Source organism: Herbiconiux liangxiaofengii (assembly GCF_041927335.1).
Classification (GTDB): domain Bacteria; phylum Actinomycetota; class Actinomycetes; order Actinomycetales; family Microbacteriaceae; genus Herbiconiux; species Herbiconiux liangxiaofengii.
Map to the genome: position 1 here is coordinate 128,491 of NZ_JBHFHD010000012.1, position 19,395 is coordinate 147,885.

18 protein-coding genes are annotated in these 19,395 nt (G+C 72.4%); 5 read left to right on the plus strand and 13 right to left on the minus strand.

Annotated elements, in window-relative coordinates:
* Positions 1–6 precede the first annotated feature (6 nt).
* Genes ACEXOR_RS14110 through ACEXOR_RS14120 form a run of 3 tightly spaced genes read right to left on the minus strand, consistent with a single transcriptional unit; the run spans position 7 to position 4,831 of the window.
* The gene (locus tag ACEXOR_RS14110) at positions 7–1,017 is read right to left on the minus strand and encodes an NAD-dependent epimerase/dehydratase family protein (RefSeq protein ID WP_374850326.1); all 1,011 of its coding nucleotides are present in this window, start codon (positions 1,015–1,017) and stop codon (positions 7–9) included.
* Positions 1,014–3,812 carry an alpha/beta fold hydrolase gene (locus tag ACEXOR_RS14115; protein ID WP_374850361.1) on the minus strand — a complete coding sequence of 933 codons (2,799 nt, stop codon included), beginning with the start codon at positions 3,810–3,812 and terminating at the stop codon, positions 1,014–1,016. Before ACEXOR_RS14115 ends, ACEXOR_RS14110 begins: the two co-directional genes overlap by 4 nt.
* Complete coding sequence (locus ACEXOR_RS14120) at positions 3,806–4,831, minus strand: 3-oxoacyl-ACP synthase III (RefSeq protein ID WP_374850327.1); 1,026 nt, start codon at positions 4,829–4,831, stop codon at positions 3,806–3,808. Before ACEXOR_RS14120 ends, ACEXOR_RS14115 begins: the two co-directional genes overlap by 7 nt.
* A 213-nt stretch (positions 4,832–5,044) precedes the next feature.
* Here ACEXOR_RS14120 and ACEXOR_RS14125 point away from each other — a divergent pair, with 213 nt between their 5' ends.
* Both ACEXOR_RS14125 and ACEXOR_RS14130 read left to right on the plus strand, forming a co-directional pair.
* A complete protein-coding gene (locus ACEXOR_RS14125; RefSeq protein WP_374850363.1) occupies positions 5,045–6,427 on the plus strand; it encodes a magnesium chelatase ATPase subunit I in 1,383 nt (460 codons plus the stop codon).
* A gap of 134 nt (positions 6,428–6,561) precedes the next feature.
* Complete coding sequence (locus tag ACEXOR_RS14130; RefSeq protein ID WP_374850328.1) at positions 6,562–8,676, plus strand: vWA domain-containing protein; 2,115 nt, start codon at positions 6,562–6,564, stop codon at positions 8,674–8,676.
* 120 nt (positions 8,677–8,796) lie between these two features.
* Here ACEXOR_RS14130 and ACEXOR_RS14135 read toward each other — a convergent pair whose 3' ends face one another.
* The 7 genes from ACEXOR_RS14135 to ACEXOR_RS14165 form a co-directional block, all read right to left on the minus strand.
* Positions 8,797–9,615 (minus strand): Rv2133c family protein, encoded by an 819-nt coding sequence (locus tag ACEXOR_RS14135; protein ID WP_374850330.1) that lies wholly within the window; start codon positions 9,613–9,615, stop codon positions 8,797–8,799.
* Positions 9,616–9,617: 2 nt separating this feature from the next.
* A complete protein-coding gene (locus ACEXOR_RS14140; RefSeq protein WP_374850332.1) occupies positions 9,618–10,187 on the minus strand; it encodes an Rv2134c family protein in 570 nt (189 codons plus the stop codon).
* Between the two features lie 54 nt (positions 10,188–10,241).
* Positions 10,242–10,994, minus strand: coding sequence for an Rv2135c family putative phosphatase (locus tag ACEXOR_RS14145; RefSeq protein ID WP_374850333.1), 753 nt, complete (start codon positions 10,992–10,994; stop codon positions 10,242–10,244).
* A gap of 139 nt (positions 10,995–11,133) precedes the next feature.
* Positions 11,134–11,952: a DUF1275 family protein gene (locus tag ACEXOR_RS14150; protein WP_374850334.1), complete on the minus strand. Its 819-nt coding sequence runs from the start codon at positions 11,950–11,952 to the stop codon at positions 11,134–11,136.
* A gap of 254 nt (positions 11,953–12,206) precedes the next feature.
* Positions 12,207–13,049 (minus strand): aldo/keto reductase, encoded by an 843-nt coding sequence (locus ACEXOR_RS14155; protein ID WP_374850335.1) that lies wholly within the window; start codon positions 13,047–13,049, stop codon positions 12,207–12,209.
* 71 nt (positions 13,050–13,120) lie between these two features.
* A complete protein-coding gene (locus ACEXOR_RS14160; RefSeq protein ID WP_374850336.1) occupies positions 13,121–13,465 on the minus strand; it encodes a biopolymer transporter Tol in 345 nt (114 codons plus the stop codon).
* Positions 13,462–14,340: an EamA family transporter gene (locus ACEXOR_RS14165; RefSeq protein WP_374850337.1), complete on the minus strand. Its 879-nt coding sequence runs from the start codon at positions 14,338–14,340 to the stop codon at positions 13,462–13,464. Before ACEXOR_RS14165 ends, ACEXOR_RS14160 begins: the two co-directional genes overlap by 4 nt.
* Positions 14,341–14,421: 81 nt before the next feature.
* On the opposite strand from ACEXOR_RS14165, the gene ACEXOR_RS14170 reads away from it, so the two are divergent.
* Positions 14,422–15,012: a uracil-DNA glycosylase family protein gene (locus ACEXOR_RS14170; protein WP_374850338.1), complete on the plus strand. Its 591-nt coding sequence runs from the start codon at positions 14,422–14,424 to the stop codon at positions 15,010–15,012.
* A 9-nt stretch (positions 15,013–15,021) separates the two neighbouring features.
* On the opposite strand, the gene ACEXOR_RS14175 is transcribed toward ACEXOR_RS14170, so the two are convergent.
* Positions 15,022–15,564 (minus strand): hypothetical protein, encoded by a 543-nt coding sequence (locus ACEXOR_RS14175; protein ID WP_374850339.1) that lies wholly within the window; start codon positions 15,562–15,564, stop codon positions 15,022–15,024.
* On the minus strand, positions 15,561–16,406 hold the full coding sequence (locus tag ACEXOR_RS14180) for a DUF429 domain-containing protein (protein WP_374850340.1): 846 nt from the start codon (positions 16,404–16,406) through the stop codon (positions 15,561–15,563). Before ACEXOR_RS14180 ends, ACEXOR_RS14175 begins: the two co-directional genes overlap by 4 nt.
* A 224-nt stretch (positions 16,407–16,630) precedes the next feature.
* On the opposite strand from ACEXOR_RS14180, the gene ACEXOR_RS14185 reads away from it, so the two are divergent.
* Positions 16,631–18,223, plus strand: a complete 1,593-nt coding sequence (locus ACEXOR_RS14185; RefSeq protein WP_374850341.1) for an ABC-F family ATP-binding cassette domain-containing protein — start codon at positions 16,631–16,633, stop codon at positions 18,221–18,223.
* Positions 18,224–18,323: 100 nt separating this feature from the next.
* Positions 18,324–18,725 carry a hypothetical protein gene (locus tag ACEXOR_RS14190; protein ID WP_374850342.1) on the plus strand — a complete coding sequence of 134 codons (402 nt, stop codon included), beginning with the start codon at positions 18,324–18,326 and terminating at the stop codon, positions 18,723–18,725.
* A 30-nt stretch (positions 18,726–18,755) separates the two neighbouring features.
* Here the strand turns inward: ACEXOR_RS14190 and ACEXOR_RS14195 are convergent, their stop codons facing one another.
* A complete protein-coding gene (locus tag ACEXOR_RS14195; RefSeq protein ID WP_374850343.1) occupies positions 18,756–19,367 on the minus strand; it encodes a ribonuclease H family protein in 612 nt (203 codons plus the stop codon).
* Positions 19,368–19,395 lie beyond the last annotated feature (28 nt).

The window sequence follows — 19,395 nt, forward strand, 5'->3', positions numbered from 1 at the left end:
CCGACGTCAGCCGCGCTGCAGCGCGGCGTAGTGCGCCGCCAGGCGCGCCAGCCCCTCGTCGATCGAGACCTCGGGGGCCCAGTCGAGCGCGCGGCGCGTCTCGCGCTGATCGAACCAGTGCGCCGTGGAGAGCTGCTCGGCGAGGAAGCGGGTCATCGGCGGCTCGTCGGCACCCGGCCGAACGCTCCACCAGCGTTCCACGGCGCTGCCCGCCGCCCGGGCGAGAGCGGCCGGAACGCTCCAGCGCGGCGGCGTCACCCCCGCCGCCCGGCAGATGCCGGCGATCAGCTCGCCCACCGGCCGCGGCTCGCCGTTGGTCACCACGTAGGGCCGCCCGTGCGCCGTCTCGGCCCGGTGCAGGGCGGCCACGATGGCCGAGGCCGCGTTGTCGACGTAGGTGCTGTCGATGAGCGCGGTGCCGCGGTTCAGCAGCGGCAGCCGGCCCTGGCGGGCGCGCTCGACGACGCGCTCGACCAGCTGTGTGTCGCCCGGCCCCCACACCACGTGCGGGCGCACGGCCAGAACGGCGAAACCCTCGCGGTCGCGTGCGAGGGCGAGCAGCTCGCCCGAGGCCTTCGTGCGGGCGTACAGCCCGCGTGCGGCCGCCGGGTCGGCGGGCATGGCACCCGCCCCCACGAGCGATGTCCCCGCGTGCGCCACCGACGGCGACGACACCTGCACGAACCGCGTCACGCCGGCCGCCTCGGCGCCGTCGAGCAGCGTGCGGGTGCCCTCCACGTTCACCCGCTCGAACTCGGCCGGATCGCCGGCCAGCGACACCTTGGCCGCCAGATGCACCACGGCCTGCACGCCGTCGAGCGCGCGCGTCACCACGGCCGGGTCGGTGACCGAGCCGCGCACATCCGTCACCCCGTCGACCGCGCCGGCCCCACCCGGGGTGCCCACCAGACCCGATGGGCGCCGTTGCAGGGTGCGCACCTCGTGGCCGTGCGCGGCCACCTCGGTCGCCACGGCGCGGCCGAGCAGCCCGCTCGCGCCGGTGACGAGCACGATCATGGTGCGCTCGGGCGCCGGCCCGCGAGGATGAGCTCGGCCCAGGCCGACAGCCGCACCCGGTCGATCTTGGAGTTGTGCCGGATGTCGGTGGGCAGCTGCGCCACCGCCAGAACCGCGACGAGCGGATGCGGGCTCGCCGCCCGGATGCCGGCTGCCAGCCCGGCCTCCGCCAGCCGCGCCGACCGGGTGGCGGGCGTCGTCTCGACCACGGCGACGAACTGGCGGAGTCCCTCGGGACCGATGCCCACCACCGCGGCCCGCCGCACCTCGGCGACGGTCTCGATGGCCTGCTCGGCCCCGACCGGGGCTACCGGTCCGTTCTCGGTGGCGATGACGTGGGGCAGGCGGCCCTCGATCCAGAGGCGGCCGGCGGTGTCGAGGTGGCCGACGTCACCCGTGCGGTGCCAGCGGGCGCCCGGTGTGCCCGATTCCGCCTCGCGGTCGGTGAGCCAGAGGCGGTCGTAGTGGTCTTTGAGGTGGGCGGCCGAGATGACGACTTCGCCCAGCACTCCGGGCTCGGTGCTCGGCTCTCCGGATGCGCGACCGTGGGCGTCGAGGCCGCTGATGCGCACCTCGACGCCGCCGATCGGGAGCCCGACGCAGACGCCCTGGTCACCGGGGTCGCGTTGCTCGGGGCCGTGCTGCGGCGCACCCGCGGCATCCGCTCGGAGCTGCTGCAGGTCGGTGAGCGTGATGTCGGAGACGAGCAGGCACTCGGTCATGCCGTAGATGGCATGCGCACTCGCGTTCGGCATCACCTCGACGAGGGCGGCGAGCATCCGTTCGCTCACCGGGGCGCCCGTGGAGAGCACGGTGCGCACGCCGGTGAGCACCTCGCGGTCGGCCGGCGTGAGCTCGTTCGCGGTCGCCACCACGTTCAGGATGGCGGCGGGGGAGAGGAACACGATGTCGGCGGCCGCGGCCCCGACCGCGCCGGCCACGGCTGTCGCGGTGAGGGTGCGCGGCGATGAGACGTCCATCTCGGGGGTCGACGAGCGGGCTCCGAGCGCGGGGCCGAGCAGGGCGAACGGGGCGAACCCGGTGACGAGCCCCGAGTCGGGAGTGAGCGCGAAGTGCTCGGCGAGCACGTCGCGCACGGCCGAGAGCTGGGCGTGGGTGTACACGACGCCCTTGGCGGGGCCGGTGGAGCCGGAGGTGTAGAGGATGGCGGCGGGATCGTGCGGGCCGGGGGCGTCGGGGAGGGCCGCGTGGGTGGTCCCGTGCTCGAGCAGCGCGCCCAGGTGGGTGCGCACGCCGAGTGCCTTCGCGATGCCGCGGGGCAGGCGTGCGGTCGAGATGCGCACACCCGGCCAGCCGAGGGCGCGTGCCGCCGCGAGGCCGCGGGGTTCCCCGATGACGTACTGGGGCCACGCGCCCTTCACGGCGCGGCTGAGCCCGGTCACGCCCAGCCCGGCGTCGGCGACCACGACCACGGCGCCGAGCCGCAGGCAGGCGTAGACCACGGCGGTGAGGGTGGGACCGGGGGTGGTGAGCAGCGAGACGCGGTCGCCCTTCCGCACGCCGAGCCGATGCAGGCCGGCGGCGAGGCGGGTGACGCGGTCGTCGAGCTGCGCCCAGCTCACCCGCCGTACCCAGCCACCGCCACCGCCACCGCTACTGTTACCGCCGGAGGGGGCCACCTCGATCACGGCATCGCCGCGATCGTGGCGCCGGTCACTCAGACGCTGCCAGAGCGGCACGAACTCCGGTTCGAACTCAGGCGCGGCGACGTGCCGGCCGCCGGTGGGGACATCTCCGAGCGCGGGATCGCCGTGGTGCTCGCCGTGGTGCTCGCCGTGGTGCTCGTCGAGCAGCGCCGGGCCGTTGTCGCCGAGCCAGGTCAGCACCGAGTCGGCCACGGGGGCGTCGTCGGCGAGCAGATGGCCCGCACCCTCGAAGCGATGCACGTCGGCGTGCGGCAGGCGCTCCACGAGGTCGTCGAGGTAGCGGTCGCCGAACACGGGGTCGCGCGGCCCCCAGAGAATCAGCGCCGGCACCCGCAGCGCGGCCACGTCGGTGGCGAGCCGCGTGAGCCTGGCATGGCTGGTGTGCTCGGGGCCCACCGGGATGTCGGCGACGAAATCGCCGATGCCCTGCCGGCGCGAGGCCGACCGGTACGGTGCGCGATAGGCGTCCCGCACCGCGCGCTCGAGCGGCGGCGAGGCGAGGGAGAGCGTGGTGTCGAGGAAGGCGGTGGTCTGCACCGAGCCGGCCGCGAGCATCCCGCGCGCCCCGGCCAGCCGCAAGGGCGCCGGGATCGGCAGGCCCGCCGGGTGGTGCACCGCGGTGTTGAGCAGCATCACGCCCGCGAGCGACGACACGTGCTCGGTCGCCCAGCCGAGCGAGATCACCCCGCCCCAGTCGTGGCCGAGGGTCACGACAGGCCCGCCCGAACCCGATTCCGGCCCGGATGCGAGGCCGAGCGCGTCGGTGAACGCCCCGAGGTCGGCGATCCGCTGGGTGAGCGTGCGCTGCAGCCCGGTGCGCTCCGAGAACCCCATCTCGAGCTGGTCGACCGCCACCACCCGCCACGCCGGCCCGCCCTGCCGCGCGACGTCGATGGAGCGCTCGAGCACCGAGCGCCACAGGTACGACCAGGTGGGGTTGCCGTGCACCGCGAGCACCGTGCCCACCGGCTCGATGCCGAGCGAGGCGAGAGCGTCGGCGGTGTCGAGGTAGTGCCACCGTCGCTGCCGTCCCGCGTCGGCCAGCCGGCCGGCAACCTCGAGCCGCCGCGAGAGCGAGGAGTCGAATCCGGCGAGTCCTTCGGGCGACGGCGCGGAGGTGGTCACCAGGCGATCTCCATCAGGGCGGTGTTCAGGCCGGACCCCACGCCCATCAGGAGCACCCGGTCGCCGTTCTTCAGCGTCTTCTGCTCCTCGGCGAGCGTGATGGGGATCGAGGCGGGCCCCACGTTGCCGAGGTGCGGATAGGTCACCGGCACCCGGTCGCGATCGAGCGTGGCCGCCCGCACCATGGATTCGGTGTGCACCGACGAGACCTGGTGGGTGATGTAGCGGTCCATCGTGCCCCAGCGCCAGTCGGCCGCCGCGGCTTCCTTCCAGGCCGACAGCACGAGGTCGAGGCCGCCCTTCAGCAGCGCCCGCGCGTCGGTGAACATGCCGTCGACGCTGCCCACGCAGAGTTCGTGGAACTGGGTGGCCGCCCGGGTCACCCCGCCCAGGATGCGGTGACCGGCCGGATGCGCGTCGGCCGGGCCGATCACGGCCGCCGCCGCCCCGGAACCCAGGGTGAGCGAGGCGAACTCGCTCATGAAGGCGTCGCGGTCGATGTCGTCGCGAAGCAGCCGCTCGATGGTGTTCACCTGGATCTCGTCCGCGTCCTCGCCGTTCACGATCAGGGCGTACTTCACCTGGCCCGACTCGATCATCGCGGCGGCCAGGGTCATCCCGGTCACGAAGCCGAGGCAGGCGTTCGCCACGTCGAAGTTGATGGCCGAGCTCGGCAGGCCGAGGCCGTCGTGGATGCGCACGGCCACCGAGGGTTCGAGGTGCTGGCGCGTGACGGAGGTGTTGATCATCAGCCCGATCTCCGAGGCGTCGATGCCCGCTTCGGCCAGTGCGCGGCGCCCGGCGGAGATGGTGGCGGCATCGGAGCTCTCACCCGGACCCCAGTTGCGCCGCTCGAGCACGCCCGCCACGCGGCGGAGCAATCCGCTGCGCAGCTTCAACCGCTTCAGCGCAGAGGCGAGCTTCTGCTCGATCTCGTCGGACGTGGTGACCTTCGACGGGATCGTGCTCGCCACGGACAGCAAAGCCACGTTGCGGAATCGGGTAGTTGAGTTGCCGGTCACGAATCCTCCGCGGCTCTCGTAATCCCGCGCGATCGCGCGCGAGAGACTAGCAATCTACAGCGAGACTGCTGGATGGTCGCTGTACAGCTCATCCTCGGATAGTAGGCACGCCTGGCCTCCGACGGCTCGTCCGGGCCCCGGCGGCGAAGCGCTGAAGACGATTCTGGCAGAACGACAGGGGTGCCGGGAACGCGGCGTAGCATTGCCCGCGTGATGCGTCCTACCCAGACGACCGTCGGCGAACTGCGAGCCTCCGGGCACACGCAGAAGACGCTGCGAGCCGAGATCCGTGACAACCTGCTCGATGCCCTCCGAGAGGGCCGAGACCCGTGGCCGGGGCTGCACGGCTTCGAGTCCACCGTCATCCCGCAGCTGGAGCGTGCGCTCATCGCCGGGCACGACATCGTGCTCCTGGGCGAGCGCGGCCAGGGCAAGACAAGGCTGCTGCGCACCCTGTCGGGGCTCTTGGACGAGTGGTCGCCGGTGATCGAGGGATCGGAGCTGGGCGAGCATCCGTTCGAACCCATCACCAGTGAGAGCCGCCGCCGCGCTCTCGAACTGGGCGACGCGCTGCCGATCACCTGGCGCACGCGCGACGAGCGCTACGTCGAGAAACTCGCCACCCCCGACACGAGCGTGGCCGACCTGATCGGCGACGTCGACCCGATGAAGGTGGCCGAGGGCCGCAGCCTGGGAGACCCCGAGACCATCCACTTCGGGCTGATCCCGCGCAGCCACCGCGGCATCGTGGCCATCAACGAGCTGCCCGACCTCGCCGAGCGCATCCAGGTGGCGATGCTCAACGTGATGGAGGAGCGCGACATCCAGATCCGCGGCTACGTGCTGCGGCTGCCGTTGGACGTGCTCGTGGTGGCCAGCGCCAACCCCGAGGACTACACCAACCGGGGCCGCATCATCACGCCGCTGAAAGACCGGTTCGGGGCCGAGATCCGCACCCACTACCCCACGGAGCTGGCCGACGAGATCGCGGTTATCCGGCAGGAGGCTGAGCTCGTGGCCGAGGTGCCCGACCATCTGGTCGAGATCCTGGCGCGATTCACCCGCAACCTGAGGGAGTCGGCCTCGGTCGACCAGCGCAGCGGCGTGAGCGCCCGGTTCGCCATCGCGGGGGCCGAGACCATCGCGGCGGCGGCCATCCATCGCGCTACCCGACAGGGCGAGACGGATGCGGTCGCCCGTCCGGTCGACCTCGAGACCGCGGTCGACGTTCTGGGCGGCAAGATCGAGTTCGAGTCGGGCGAGGAGGGCCGGGAGGACGAGATCCTCGACCACCTGCTGCGCACGGCCACGGCGGAGACGGTGCGCGCCCACTTCCGCGGGATCGACTTCTCGGTGCTGGTGGATGCGCTCGAGAGCGGCGTGATGGTGACGACGGGCGAGCAGGTGGCGGCCCGCGACTTCCTCGCCGGGCTGCCGTCGCTCGGCGAGTCCGACCTGTACGACCAGATCGGCGAGCGGCTCGGCGCCACCAACGACGGCCAGCGTGCCGGGGCGATCGAACTGGCGCTGGAGGGCCTGTACCTCTCCCGCAAGGTGAGCAAAGAAACGGGCGGCGGCGAGACGATCTATGGCTGACCTGTTTCGGGTGGTTTCGCAACGACGGAGGTTCCCGGTCGTGTCGGTGCCGGAGTCCGTCGGTGCCGTGATCCGTCCGGGATCTCCGTCGTTCGGGCGGACCCGGGAGGGCGGCGGCCGACCTGGGGGTTCCGGTGCCCAGGGCTAACCGGCGGCTGACGCGGGACTCGCGGTACGGCAAGTACGTCGACGGGCCCGACCCGCTCGCGCCGCCCGTCGACCTCGCCGAGGCGCTCGACGCCATCGGCGAGGAGGTGATGGCGGGGTACTCGCCCGAGCAGGCCCTGCGCGAGTTCCTCCGCCGCGGAGGCCGCGACCAGACCGGTCTCGACGACCTCGCCCGGCGCGTGGCCGAGCGCCGCCGCGAGCTCACCGGCCGGCACAACCTCGACGGCACCCTGCAGCAGATCAGGCAGCTCCTCGACGAGGCGGTTCTCGCCGAGCGCAAGCAGCTCGCGCGCGACGTGGACCTCGACGAGGGCGACCGCGCGCTGGCACAGATGCAGCTCGACAACCTGTCGCCATCCGCTGCCGCCGCCGTGAGCGAGCTGAACGGTTACGACTGGAAGAGCACGGATGCCCGGCAGCGCTTCGAGCAGATCAAAGACCTGCTCGGCCGCGAACTGCTCGACCAGCGCTTCGCCGGCCTGAAGAACGCGCTCGAGAACGCCTCGGAGGAGAACCGCGAGGGCATCACCCGGATGCTCGCCGACCTCAACGCGCTGCTCGAAGCGCATGCCAGGGGCGAGGCCGGCCAGGCCGAGTTCGACGCCTTCATGGCCGAGCACGGCGAGTACTTCCCCGAGCAGCCCGAGACCATCGACGAGCTGCTCGACACGCTCGCCGCCCGCGCCGCGGCCGCGCAACGCCTGCGCAACTCGATGACCCCCGAGCAGCGCGCCGAGCTCGACGCCCTCGCCCAGCAGGCCTTCGGCTCGCCCGAGCTCATGCAGGGTCTCGGGCAGCTCGACCAGACGCTGCGCTCGCTCCGCCCCGACGAGAACTGGGGCGGAGCCGAACGGCTCGACGGCGACCAGGGCCTCGGGCTCGGTGACGGAACGGGCGTCTTCCAGGACCTGGCGGAGCTCGACGCCCTCTCGGAGCAACTGAGCCAGTCGTACAACGGCTCGCGCCTCGACGACCTCGATCTCGACACGCTCTCGCGCCAGCTGGGCCAGGATGCGGCGGTCGACGCCCGCACGCTGCAGCAGCTCGAGAAGGCCCTGCGTGACACCGGCACGATGAACCGCGGGTCTGACGGGCAGCTGAAGATGACGCCGAAGGCGATGCGCCAGCTCGGCAAGGCGCTGCTGCGCGACGTGGCCCAGCGGCTCTCCGGCCGCCAGGGCGCCCGCGACCTGCGGCAGGCCGGAGCGGCGGGGGAGCGCTCGGGTTCGACGCGGGAGTGGGCCTTCGGCGACACCGAACCCTGGGACGTGACGCGCACCGTCACGAACGCCATCACGCGCGCAGCGGGCGAAGGCACACTCGGCTCGGGCGTGCGTCTCGAGATCGGCGACGTCGAGGTGCAGGAGACCGAGGCGCGCACCCAGGCCGCGGTGGCGCTGCTCGTCGACACCTCGTTCTCGATGGCGATGGACGGCCGGTGGGTGCCGATGAAGCGCACCGCACTGGCGCTGCACACGCTCATCACGAGCCGGTTCCGCGGCGACGACCTGCAGCTGATCGCCTTCGGCCGGTCGGCGCAGGTGATGGAGATCGAGCAGCTCACCGGGCTCGAGGCGGAGTGGGACAAGGGCACCAACCTGCACCACGCGCTGCTGCTGGCGAATCGGCACTTCCGGAAGCATCCGAACGCCCAGCCGGTGCTGCTGATCGTCACCGACGGAGAACCGACCTCGCACCTCGAGCCGAACGGCGAGGTGTACTTCAGCTACCCGCCCGACCCGGTGACCGTGGCTGTGGCGGTGCGCGAGCTCGACAACTCGATGCGGCTGGGAGCGGCGACCACGTTCTTCCGGCTCGGGGATGACGCCGGGTTGGCCCGGTTCATCGATGCGATGGCGCGGCGTGTCGGTGGGTCGGTGGTGGCACCGGAGGCGGACGACCTCGGGGCCGCGGTGGTGAGCTCGTACCTCGGGTCGCGGCGGGGTGGCGGTGCCGGTGGTTCTGGTGGCGGTGCCGGCAGTGCCGGCGGTGCCGGTGGTTCGGGCGGCCTCGGCGGCGGGGCGATGCGCGAGGGGTACGGCGATCTGTTCGGGCGCGGCTGGGGCGGCCGCTTCAGCTGAGCCGGGCGCTCGTGGGAGTCGGGGCGCATCCGTTCGGCGGGATCGTCGTGCTCGGCGGGGCTGTCGTGTTCGGCGGGGCTGTCGTGTTCGGCGGGGCTGTCGTGCTCGATGCTTCGCGGGTCAGAACAGCGGCCAGGGGGTGGCCGGCATGCGGCCCTGCGGTTCGGGGAATCGGGCCTCGCGGGTCAGGCGTTCGCAGCGGAGCGCGAAGGCGTCGATCTCGTCTGCGGTGAGCAGCTCGGTCAGCGCCTCGCCGAGCGGGCCCAGCGCGAGCTGTTCGGAGACACGCTCGGCACCCGCGAGCTCGTCGGCGGCCAGCGGTTCGCCGATCCAGCCCCAGAGCACGGTGCGGAGCTTCGGTTCGGTGTGGAAGGTGAGGCCGTGGTCGACGCCGAAGCGGTGCCCGTCGGGCATCGCGAGCACGTGGGCGCCCTTGCGGTCGGCGTTGTTGGCGATCACGTCGAACACGGCGAGACGGCGCAGGGTGGCCGAGTCCTCGTGCACGAGGGCCACGGGATGGTCGTCCTCGTCGTAGCCCTCGAGCACCGTGCGCCAGCCGGGCGCGGGTGCGGGGCCGTCACCGGATCCGCGCCCTGGCAGGTCGGCCGTCAGCACGAGGTCGACCGCATCCTGCTCGGGGTCGATGTCCTGCCAGAGCTGCACCATGCCGGTGCCGAGCGGGCCGTCGCGGAGCCAGGTGCGGGGCACGAGGTTCCAGCCGAGGGCTTCAGACACGAGGTAGGCGGCCACCTCGCGGTGGGCCAGGTTGCCGTCGGGGAAGTCCCACAACGGCTTCTCGCCGCGGATGGGCTTGTACACCACGGGAACGCCCTCGATGTGGGCGAGGAAGGTGGCGTTCGAGGCGGTGGTGATGCGTCCGGCGAGTTCGAGGTCGCCGGTGAGGAGATCGGCGTTCCCGGGTGCGCTGCCGTCGGGCATCGTCAGAGGTCGCCGTCCACCGGGCAGACGTGGCCGCTCGGGTCCATCGGCGTTCCGCAGAGCGGACACAGCGGCCGGCCGGCGCCGACCACCTCGCGCGTGCGCTTGGCGAAGGCCCGGGCGGTTCCCACCGGCATCCGGAGCACCAGCATCTCGGCGGGCTCGACCACGATCTCGTCGTCGAGCGACCACTCGGAGGCCTCGTCGGCCTCGTCGACGATGATCACCGGGTAGGCCTCGACCACGAGCTGGGCGGTCGACGGGTCCCAGCCGAGGCCGATCGCCCCCACCCGGAACTGCTCGTCGACGGGCAGCTCGAGCGGGTCGTTGTCGACCAGTTCGACCGGGGTGCTCGTGGGAACGCTGAAGCGGTTGCCGTCGTTCACCATCAGCTCGTCGAGGATCTCGTCGAGCTTCTCGGCGAGCAACGACGACTGCTCCTTCTCCAGCGACACGCTGATCGACCGGCTGCCGGCACGCGCCTGCAGGTAGAAGGTGCGCGCCCCGGGAAGGCCGACCGTGCCGACCACCACGCGGTCGGGCCAGTCGAAGGTGTGGACGAGTGTGGGCATGGGCTCCAGCTTAGGTTCGTGAGGGCGTGGCCGCCCGGGGGAGGAGGTCGGGATTCAGGGAGCCGCTGTCGGGTGGCCCGCACCGCCGCCGACGGGCGCATCCGTCGCCGGGGCGACCCGGGCGAGCCACGACAGGTCGCCGGCATCGGTGTTGGTGGCGATGACCTCGGGGCGCCCGTCGCCGTAGCGCACGATCGAGACGGATGCGGGGCCGACGCTGATGCGCTGGAACAGGTCGAGGTGCATGCCGAGCGCGTCGGCGAGGATGCTCTTGATCACGTCGCCGTGGCTCACCGCCACCCACACCGCTCCGGGACCGTGCTCGGCCTCGAAGGCGGCGTCGTGGCCGCGGATGGCGGCGACCGCCCTGGCCTGCATGGCGGCCATCGACTCCCCGCCGGGGAACACGGCGGCCGACGGCTGCGTCTGAACCGCCGACCAGAGCTTCTCCTTCGCGAGATCGGCCAGGCGGCGGCCCTGCCAGTCGCCGTAGTCGCACTCGGTGAGGGCGTCGTCGATGCGGAGGAGGCTGTGGCCGGAGGGGTCGGCGGGGTGCTCGGGGTGGTGGTGCTCGCGGTGCTGGTGCTCATCGTGGTGCCGGCTCAGGATGCTCGCGGCCGTCTCCCGGCACCGCTCGAGCGGACTCGACACCACCCCCACCAGCGGCACCACCCCGAGGCGCTCGCCGGTGCGTCCGGCCTGCTCGCGCCCGGTGGCGTCGAGCGTCACTCCCGGGGTGCGCCCGGCGAGCACGCCCTCGACGTTGGCGGTGGTGCGTCCGTGCCGCACGAGGATCACAGTGGCCATATCCACCAGCCTAAACGCGCCCGCCCCGACCCCGACCCGGCCCCGGCCAGCGTCGCAACGACGGAGTCTGCGCGCCGATCTCGAAAACGACGGATGCTGCACCCGTTCCGCGCGCAGACCTCCGTCGTTGCGCCAAGGGTCAGCGGGAGGAGTCGAGGGTGGCGGCCGGGGAAGGGGAGGGGGACCGCAGAGCGGCGTGCGCGATCCACGTGGCCACCGCGCTCACCGCGAGCGGCAGCAGCGGGCCCGCCCAGCTCGCCAGGTGCACGAGCGCCGTCGCCGCCAGCGCGCCGGCCGGCAGCGCCACGATCGACAGCACCCGGATGCCCTGCCCCCGGTCGTCGCGTTCGGCCAGTTCCTGCATGGTGGTGGTGAGCGTGCCGGTGACGTACGTGGTGGTCACACCGCCCACGTCGCTGAGCTTCTTGGCGGCCACGGTCTGCAGCGCGAGTGCCGCGGCCGACAACCCGATCACCGCGCACTGCACCGGCAGCACCACGTCGCGCCAGCCCACCAGCCACACGACGGCCGCCACCGCCTGCGCCACCAGCGACGGCACCAGGACGAACCGGATGACGAACCCCCGAGCCCGCCCCGCACTCGGTGCCGCATCCGGTTTCGCACCCGCCCTAGCCGGCGTGGATGTCGCATCCGTCGTCCGGGTGAGGCGGAAGCCGACGTACAGCACCACCGCGAACACCACGACCGCGAGCAGTGCGCAGGTCACCGTGGTGGGGAACCCGGCGCGGGTGAACATCGCCGCGAGCACGAGATTGCCGGTCATGTTGGCGGTGAAGGTGCCGTTCAGGGCGAGGAACGCGAACGCGTCGGCGCATCCGGCCGAGAACGACAGCAGCACCAGTGCGGCATGCAGCGGCGTCAGCCTGCGAGGGGCACCTGCTGCCCGGTCGGCTGCCGAATGTCCGTCGTGCGGTTGTCCGTCGTGCGGCGCTGTCATGCCCCGAGGCTAGCCACGCGGATGCGCTCGCGACACGAGCACCCGTCGCACGCCCTTGCGACGTCCGTCGCAACCCCGGCCCGGCCCGACCTGCCCGGCCCGAGACCCACTCCCTCCGGCGCCGAGCCGGCGACGGAGTTCCGGCCGGGGGCGCGGCAACGACGGATGCCGGGCCCGCTCTCGGCCCGACCCTCCGTCGTTGCTGCGCGGCAGCGGGGCCGACCGGGACGGGACGGGAACGGAGGGAGTAGGGGTTACTGCTCCTCGTGCACGTCGGGGTCGCCGCCGAAGAGGCGGCCGTCGGCGCGGCCGAGGGCCGTGATGGCCGCCACCTCGTCGTCGGTGAGCTCGAAGCCGAACACGTCGAGGTTCTCGGCCTGGCGCGAGGGCGTCGCACTCTTGGGAATCGGGACGCTGCCGAGCTGCACGTGCCAGCGCAGGATCGCCTGGGCCGGCGTGATGCCGTGCGCATCCGCCGCCGCTCGCACGGCCTCCTCCTCGTAGGGGGCGTTGCCCTTGCCGAGCGGGCTCCACGCCTCGGTCTGGATGCCGAGCCGGGCGTGCACCGCCCGCAGCTCCACCTGCGGGAAGTACGGGTGCAGCTCGACCTGGTTCACCACCGGCGTCACGCCCGTCTCGGCGATGATCTCCTCGAGGTGCGCCTCGGTGAAGTTGCTGACGCCGATCGAGCGGATGAGCCCCTCGTCGCGGGCCTGCACCAGCGCCTGCCAGGCCTCGACGTACTTGCCGACGCTCGGGTTCGGCCAGTGGATGAGGTACAGGTCGACGTACTCCAGCCCCAGCCGCCAGATCGACTCGCGCACGGCCTCGGCCGCCTGCTCGCGGCCGTGGTAGCGGCCCGGGAGCTTCGAGGTGACGAACAGCTCCTCACGCGCGATGCCGCTGCGCCGGATGCCCTCGCCGACCGCTCCCTCGTTCTCGTAGTTGAAGGCGGTGTCGAGTGAACGGTAGCCGGTGCCGATGGCGCTCACGACCGCCTTGGCGCCGGCCTCGCCGCGGAGGGGGTAGGTGCCGAAGCCGATCGCCGGGATGGAGCGTCCGTCGTTGAGGGGCAGGAGGGGAGCGAGATCAGTCATGGCTCCCACGGTACGCCGACCGGGCCGCGGTGCGCCCGCGGGGTGCGATGGTAGGCGGCGTTCTCGGACTGCTACTCGTCGGGCGGGGAGTCCGGTTCGCGGTCGAGCTCGGCCAGGGCCTCGCGGGCCTGTGCCAGACGCTCGGGTTCTGCGATCTCCCACCACTTCGGGCCGCGCTCGCCGAGACCGCGTTTGGCGAGGCCGACCCGCACTCGGGCTGCCGCCATCCGTTCGCCGTCGCCGGTTCGCTTGGCGGCGCCGACGGATGCGCGGGCCCGGCCCAGGTGACCCTGCAACGCCTCGACCGTCTCCACTGGCAGCACCGGGTCGGTGCGCCGCCAGCGCCGGCCGCCGATCACGATCCAGCGCTCGTCGTCGGTGTAGACGCGCTCGCCGGCCGGCTCGTCGCGGCTCATGGCATGGCCTCGGGCAGCGGTGGTGCCGCCGTGCGCCGTGCGGTCGCCACCACGCCCACGCTCGCCGCCGTCACGAGTGCGATCGCCGCCAGCTGCGGCACCGTGAGCACCTGGTGCAGCAGCGTCAATCCGGCCAGCGCCGCCATCGCCGGCCCGAGGCTCGACAGCACGCCGAACACGCGCGACGACATGGTCTTGAGGGCGGTGAACTCCAACGCGTACGGGATGGCGGAGGTGAGCAGGGCCACCCCGGCGAACACGGCCAGCAGCCACGGCGCGTCGAGCACCGCATCCGTCGCGGGCACAGCCCCCAGCGGCACCACGATCACCGCGGCCACGAGCATGGCGGCCGACAGCCCGTCGACGCCGCGCACGCGGGGACCGAGCCGCGACGAGGTGACGATGTAGAGCGCCCAGAACGCCGCCGCACCCGCCGCGAGCAGCAGCCCCACGGGTGACAGCGCCCCACCGGCCTCGGCGCCGAGCAACGCCACCCCGCTCACGGCCAGCAGCACCCAGAGGGCGTCGACCGGGCGCCGGATGCCGGCCGCGGCCACCGCGAGGGGGCCGAACAGCTCGACCGTCACGGCCACCCCGATCGGGATCTCGGCGATCGCGAGGTAGATCAGGCTGTTCATGCCGGCCAACGCCACGCCCAGCAGCACCACACCGAGCCAGGTGCGCGCATCCCACCCGCGCAGCCGCGGGCGCACCACGGCCGCGAGGATGAGGGCGCCGAACGCCAGCCGCAGGGCTGCAGCGCCGAGCGGGCCCACCTGGGCGAAGAACGAACCGGCGAAGGCGTTGCCGAACTGCACGCTGACGATGGCGACGACCGCGAGCACGGGCGCAGGCAGCAGTCGTCGGTCGTTCATCGCCTCCATTCTCGGGCACGCCGGGGCGGTTCGGTTGCACCAGCCGGGGGCCGAACCGGCCGCGGGTGCGAGACTGGGGGAGTGAGCGCGCTCGACGACATCCGCGCGGCCGTGACCGCGCATCCGTCGAACGCGTGGGCGCGGGAGGCCGGGTACGCGCCCCTGTTCGTGGCGTCGGAGCGGTCGCGCGTGCTGATCATCAGTCAGGCGCCCGGGCGGCGGGCGCAGGAGAGCGGAGTGCCCTGGAACGACCCGAGCGGGGTGCTGCTGCGGTCGTGGCTCGGCCTGACGGAAGCGGAGTTCTACGACCCCGAGAACATCGCGATCGTGCCGATGGACTTCTACTACCCGGGCAGGGCACCGAGCGGCGACCTGCCGCCGCGGTCGGGGTTCGCCGAGCAGTGGCATCCGTCGGTGCTGGAGCAGCTGGGAGACGTGCGGCTCACCATCCTGATCGGCGCCTACGCGCAGCGCCACTACCTCGGTCGACGGCGCGCGGCGACGCTCACCGAGACGGTGCGCGAGGCCGAGAGTCACCTGCCGTTCTTCCCGATCGTGCACCCGTCGCCACTCACGCGCGGCTGGCGGATGCGCAACCCCTGGTTCGAGGCCGAGACCGCCCCGCGGCTCGCCGCACTCGTGCGGGAGGCGCTCGCCGACCCGGCTGCGTGACCGCGGGCGTCAGCCGTGCGCGAGCAGCTCGAGGCCGATCACGGCGAACCCGAGCAGCACCTCGGCCGCGAGCAGCGCGAGTTTGAGCCAGCCGGGCAATCTCACGCGCCGCACGGCGAGCCAGCCCACCACGCCGAGGGTGACCACCAGCACCGTGCTCGAGAGGCGAAGCGCTCCCTCCACCCCCATCACGTCCAGCGCCGCGAGCCCGAGCAGGACGAGCGGCACCACCACCACCGCGAGCGCACTCGACGACACCGCCGCCATGCGCCGCAGCTCCCCCCTCGACGGAACCGCCGCGTGCACCACCGTGTGGCTCACGAAATCCGCCACGAACACCGCGAGCAGCGTCGCCACCACCGTGACCAGCAGCGTCGTGGCCGCCTCGCCCGCGGTCACGTCGTGGGCATGGCTGAGCATCGCGAGCACCACCGCGAGGCTCGTGAAGGTGACGTAGATGCGCTCCTTCAGCCGTTCGGCGCGCAGTTCTCGATCGGCTTCGCTGAGGGCGGGCCGGCGACCCGGCGGCTGGTCGCGCGACGTCTCACTCATCCCTCGATCGTGCCATCTGCACCCGCGGTCGTGGTCGGGGTCACGGTTCCGGATGTCGCCAGCTCGGCGACGGGGCCGGTCGGCAGTGCGATCCAGCCCTCCCGTCGTGCCTGGTCGAGCAGCTCCGGCGGTGCCGGGGTCCAGCGGCCCAGGGCGGCGCTGCGGGCGGCGAGTGCCGCCACCACGGCATCGAAGGCGTCTCCGGATGCGGTCATCAGCTCCGCGAATCCGCCCAGGTCGAGCCACGGGCACTCCGTCACCAGGTGCCGCAGCAGCCGCTCGCGGGCCTCCGTGCCCACGCGGTAACCCGTGGTGTCGAAACCCCACAGGCGGAGCGACGCGCCCGGATACACCTCCGCAACCCGCCCGCCGCCCGCCCGATCGACCGCGACTCCCGCGGCAGCGAGCCGGCCGAGCAGCCCGGCGCACCGCATGGCGGTGAGACCGAGCCGGTCGGTCGAGACACTGAGCGGCCACCGGCCGGTGACCTGCCTGACCCGGCGGTCGGTCTCTCGGTAGGCCAGCGTGCGCCGCCAGTCCATGCCGCCGTCGGGGGCGGTGGGCGCAACGTTCGCGGCACTCGTGTCGGGAGCGGCGTGCCCACCCGGAGCTGCCGGCGCACCGAGGGCGGCGTGACCTCGCACGAACTCCACGAAGGCGTCGGGCCAGCCCAGAGCGCAGTCGATGCCGAGCTTGTGCACCCCGAGGGCGGCGCCCACGATCAGGGCGTCATCGACCCCGAGGTCGAGCCGCTCGAGCCGTGCTGCGGCGCCGTTCCATTCGATCACGGCGAGAGCCGTGCCCTTCGCCTCAGCGGCGAGATCGACTCCGGCCACGCGCACCCGTTCACCCTAGCCCGAGCCGCGGCTGTGCCGGCATCCGCCCGACCGGTGCGCGCCGTCGCCGGCCCTGCCCGCCCTCCCAGCCCACGCCGTTAGGCTTGGCCGTCGGCCACATCGCGCGACCCGGTGCGCCGCCGGCACGCCTGCCGTCCTTGCAGGACGTCGCGCATCCGCCGCCGTGTCACCCCACCCGCCGTCCCACCCGAACCACCCCGAAGGAACCCGTGAGCCTGATCCGCCTGAACGACGTCAGCATCGAGTTCGACGGGCGGCCGGTGCTGCGCGAGGCGTTCCTGAAGCTGCGAGCGGGCGACCGCGTGGGCCTGATCGGCAAGAACGGCACCGGCAAGAGCTCGCTGCTCGAACTCGCGCTCGGCCGTCTCGAACCCGCCTCCGGCACCGTCGACGTCACGCTCGGCACCACCATCGGCTACTTCTCCCAGTTCTCCGAGCTCGACGGCGACCGCAGCATCCGCGACATCCTGAGCGACCACTTCGAGCCGGTGCACGTCACCCAGCGCCGCCTCGACGAGATCGGCGAGAAGCTCGCCGAGCCGATGGGCGACGACGAGATGACGGCGCTGCTCACCGAGCAGGGCGAGCTGTTCGAACGCATGGACGCCATCGACGGCTGGTCGTACGAGAACACCATCGACACGGTGCTCACGAGTCTCGGCTTCGACGAGGCGAGGCGCGGACTGCCCGTCGACCGGCTCTCGGGCGGCTGGCGCAACCGCGCGGCGCTCGCCCGCATCCTGATCCAGTCGCCCGACGTGCTGCTGCTGGACGAGCCCACGAACTTCCTCGACCTCGACGGCGTGCGCTGGATCGAGAACTGGCTCGGCCGCTACCCCGGCGCCGTGCTCGTGGTGAGCCACGACCGGCAGTTCCTCGACGGCGTCGTGACGCGCATCGTGGAGATCGAGAACTACCGGCTGCAGGAGTACGAGGGCGACTACTCCGCGTACGTGCACGCCAAGCAGTCGCGCCTGAAGATGCTCGAGCGCCAGTTCGCCCACGAGGAGGAACTGCTGGCCTACGAGCAGGCCGCCAGCACGGCCCGCCGCGAGGCCGCCCGCAACCCCTCGAACGCTGTGGCCCGCCGCCTGGCCGACATCAAGAAGAAGCAGGCGCCGCGCCCGATCGATCAGATCATCACCGACATCTACGGCGGTCTGCGCGTGAGCAACGACCTGCTCGAGGTGGTGCGGCTCAGCAAGGGCTTCGACGGGGTGCCGCTGATCGAGGGTCTCAGTTTCAGCCTGCACCGCGGCGACCGCGTGGCCGTGGTGGGCTCGAACGGCTCGGGCAAGTCGACGCTGCTCGACGTGCTCACCGGCGAGACGGAGGCCGACAGCGGCCAGGTGCGCTGGGCCCGCGGCGCCCGGTTCGCGTCCTACAACCGGGTGTACGCCGAGCTCGACCTCACCGACACCGTCGGTCACGCCGTGAACGCCTACCCCGACTCGCTCGCGTTCTCGGCCACCAAGAAGAGCGTCGGCCGGTTCCTCGCCATGCTGCAGTTCTCGGATGCCGAGCTGCAGCAGAAGATCGGCTCGCTCTCCGGTGGCCAGAAGGCGCGGGTCGCCATCGCCCAGTGCTTGCTCTCGGGAGCCGCCGTGATCGTGCTCGACGAGCCCACGAACCACCTCGACATCACGAGCACCCAGGTGATGGAACGCGCACTGACGCACTTCCCGGGTGCGGTGCTGGTGGTGTCGCACGACCGGTTCTTCGTCGACAAGCTCGCCGACCGGCTGCTGGTGTTCGAAGGCGACGGCGTGGTGGTGGAGCGGGCGGCCTCAGGGGCGCTGTGATGCCGGGCGTGCTGGTGCGTGTGCTCGTGCGCGGGCGGGTGGTCGTGCTCGTTGCCGGATCGTGACCCGGGGTGCGGGGCCCGGCTGGGATACTCACCGCATGAGAATCACGTCGGTCGTCGCCGCTGCCCTCGTCGTGGGTGCTGCTCTCACGCTCACCGCCTGCACCGGCACGAGCTCCACCACCCCTGAGACGCCGATCGGCGGTGACATCGTGGCACCGGTCACGATGGCGGCGAACGACCTGCAGGGCGCCACCGTCGACCTCGTGGTGGGCCAGGTGCTCAACATCACCACGGGCGACCTCGCCACCGACAGCTACACGGGCGAGGTGGCCGACACGGATGTCGCGACCTTCGTTCCCGGCACCACCGGCGGCAGCGCCGAGACGAACCCCGGCGTGACCGCAGACGCCGCGGGCGAGACCGAGGTCACGATGACCAACGCGCAGGGCGGCATCCAGCCGCTGAGCTTCACGGTCGTGGTGACCGAGAAGAAGTAGCGGCGGGCATCGGCTGCTGGACCGTAGCGGCTAGAACAGGGTGTCGTCGAACAGCCGCGGCGCGGCGGGCTGTGATCCGGGGGTGCTGACGGTCGGCGACGGCGAGCCGGCGGACGCCGGTGGCTGTGCCGTCGTGCCCTGTGCCTGTGCCTGTGACGCTGCGGCCGGTGCCGCGTGCGCTCCCGGGAAGCCGGGCCCGCGGTCGGGTTCGCGGCCCTTCTGGTAGGCCTCGGCAGCGCCGCGGGCTCGGGCGTCGGCCGCCTCGTTCATCACGTGGCCGACGTGGCCCTTCACCCATTCGAAGCGGTAGCGGCGACCCCGGATGGCGTCGTCGATCTCTTTGATCAGGTCGAGGTTCATCACGGGCTTTCCGTCGCCCTTGCGCCAGCCCTTGCGCTTCCAGCCCGGCATCCACTTCGTGATCGTGTTGATCACGTACTGGCTGTCGCAGAGGATGTGCAGGTCGTCGTCGACATGGGCGGTGGCCTTGAAGAGCTCGAGCACCGCCTTCAACTCACCCATGTTGTTGGTGCCGTGCGGCCAGCCGCCGGCGGCCCAGGTGTCGTCGTCGATGTACCAGGCCCAGCCGGCCGGGCCGGGGTTGCCGAGTGCGGATCCGTCGGCAGAAGCTGTGATTGTCATCAGCCCCAGGCTACCGGCAGACCGCCTC

Coding starts and splice junctions, on each gene's coding strand:
- ACEXOR_RS14110 (WP_374850326.1), bottom strand. CDS start 1,017: ATGATCGTGCTCGTCACCGGCGCGAGCGGGCTGCTCGGCCGCGCCGTG.
- ACEXOR_RS14125 (WP_374850363.1), top strand. CDS start 5,045: ATGCGTCCTACCCAGACGACCGTCGGCGAACTGCGAGCCTCCGGGCAC.
- ACEXOR_RS14135 (WP_374850330.1), bottom strand. CDS start 9,615: ATGCCCGACGGCAGCGCACCCGGGAACGCCGATCTCCTCACCGGCGAC.
- ACEXOR_RS14140 (WP_374850332.1), bottom strand. CDS start 10,187: ATGCCCACACTCGTCCACACCTTCGACTGGCCCGACCGCGTGGTGGTC.
- ACEXOR_RS14145 (WP_374850333.1), bottom strand. CDS start 10,994: ATGGCCACTGTGATCCTCGTGCGGCACGGACGCACCACCGCCAACGTC.
- ACEXOR_RS14150 (WP_374850334.1), bottom strand. CDS start 11,952: ATGACAGCGCCGCACGACGGACAACCGCACGACGGACATTCGGCAGCC.
- ACEXOR_RS14155 (WP_374850335.1), bottom strand. CDS start 13,049: ATGACTGATCTCGCTCCCCTCCTGCCCCTCAACGACGGACGCTCCATC.
- ACEXOR_RS14160 (WP_374850336.1), bottom strand. CDS start 13,465: ATGAGCCGCGACGAGCCGGCCGGCGAGCGCGTCTACACCGACGACGAG.
- ACEXOR_RS14165 (WP_374850337.1), bottom strand. CDS start 14,340: ATGAACGACCGACGACTGCTGCCTGCGCCCGTGCTCGCGGTCGTCGCC.
- ACEXOR_RS14175 (WP_374850339.1), bottom strand. CDS start 15,564: ATGAGTGAGACGTCGCGCGACCAGCCGCCGGGTCGCCGGCCCGCCCTC.
- ACEXOR_RS14190 (WP_374850342.1), top strand. CDS start 18,324: ATGAGAATCACGTCGGTCGTCGCCGCTGCCCTCGTCGTGGGTGCTGCT.
- ACEXOR_RS14195 (WP_374850343.1), bottom strand. CDS start 19,367: ATGACAATCACAGCTTCTGCCGACGGATCCGCACTCGGCAACCCCGGC.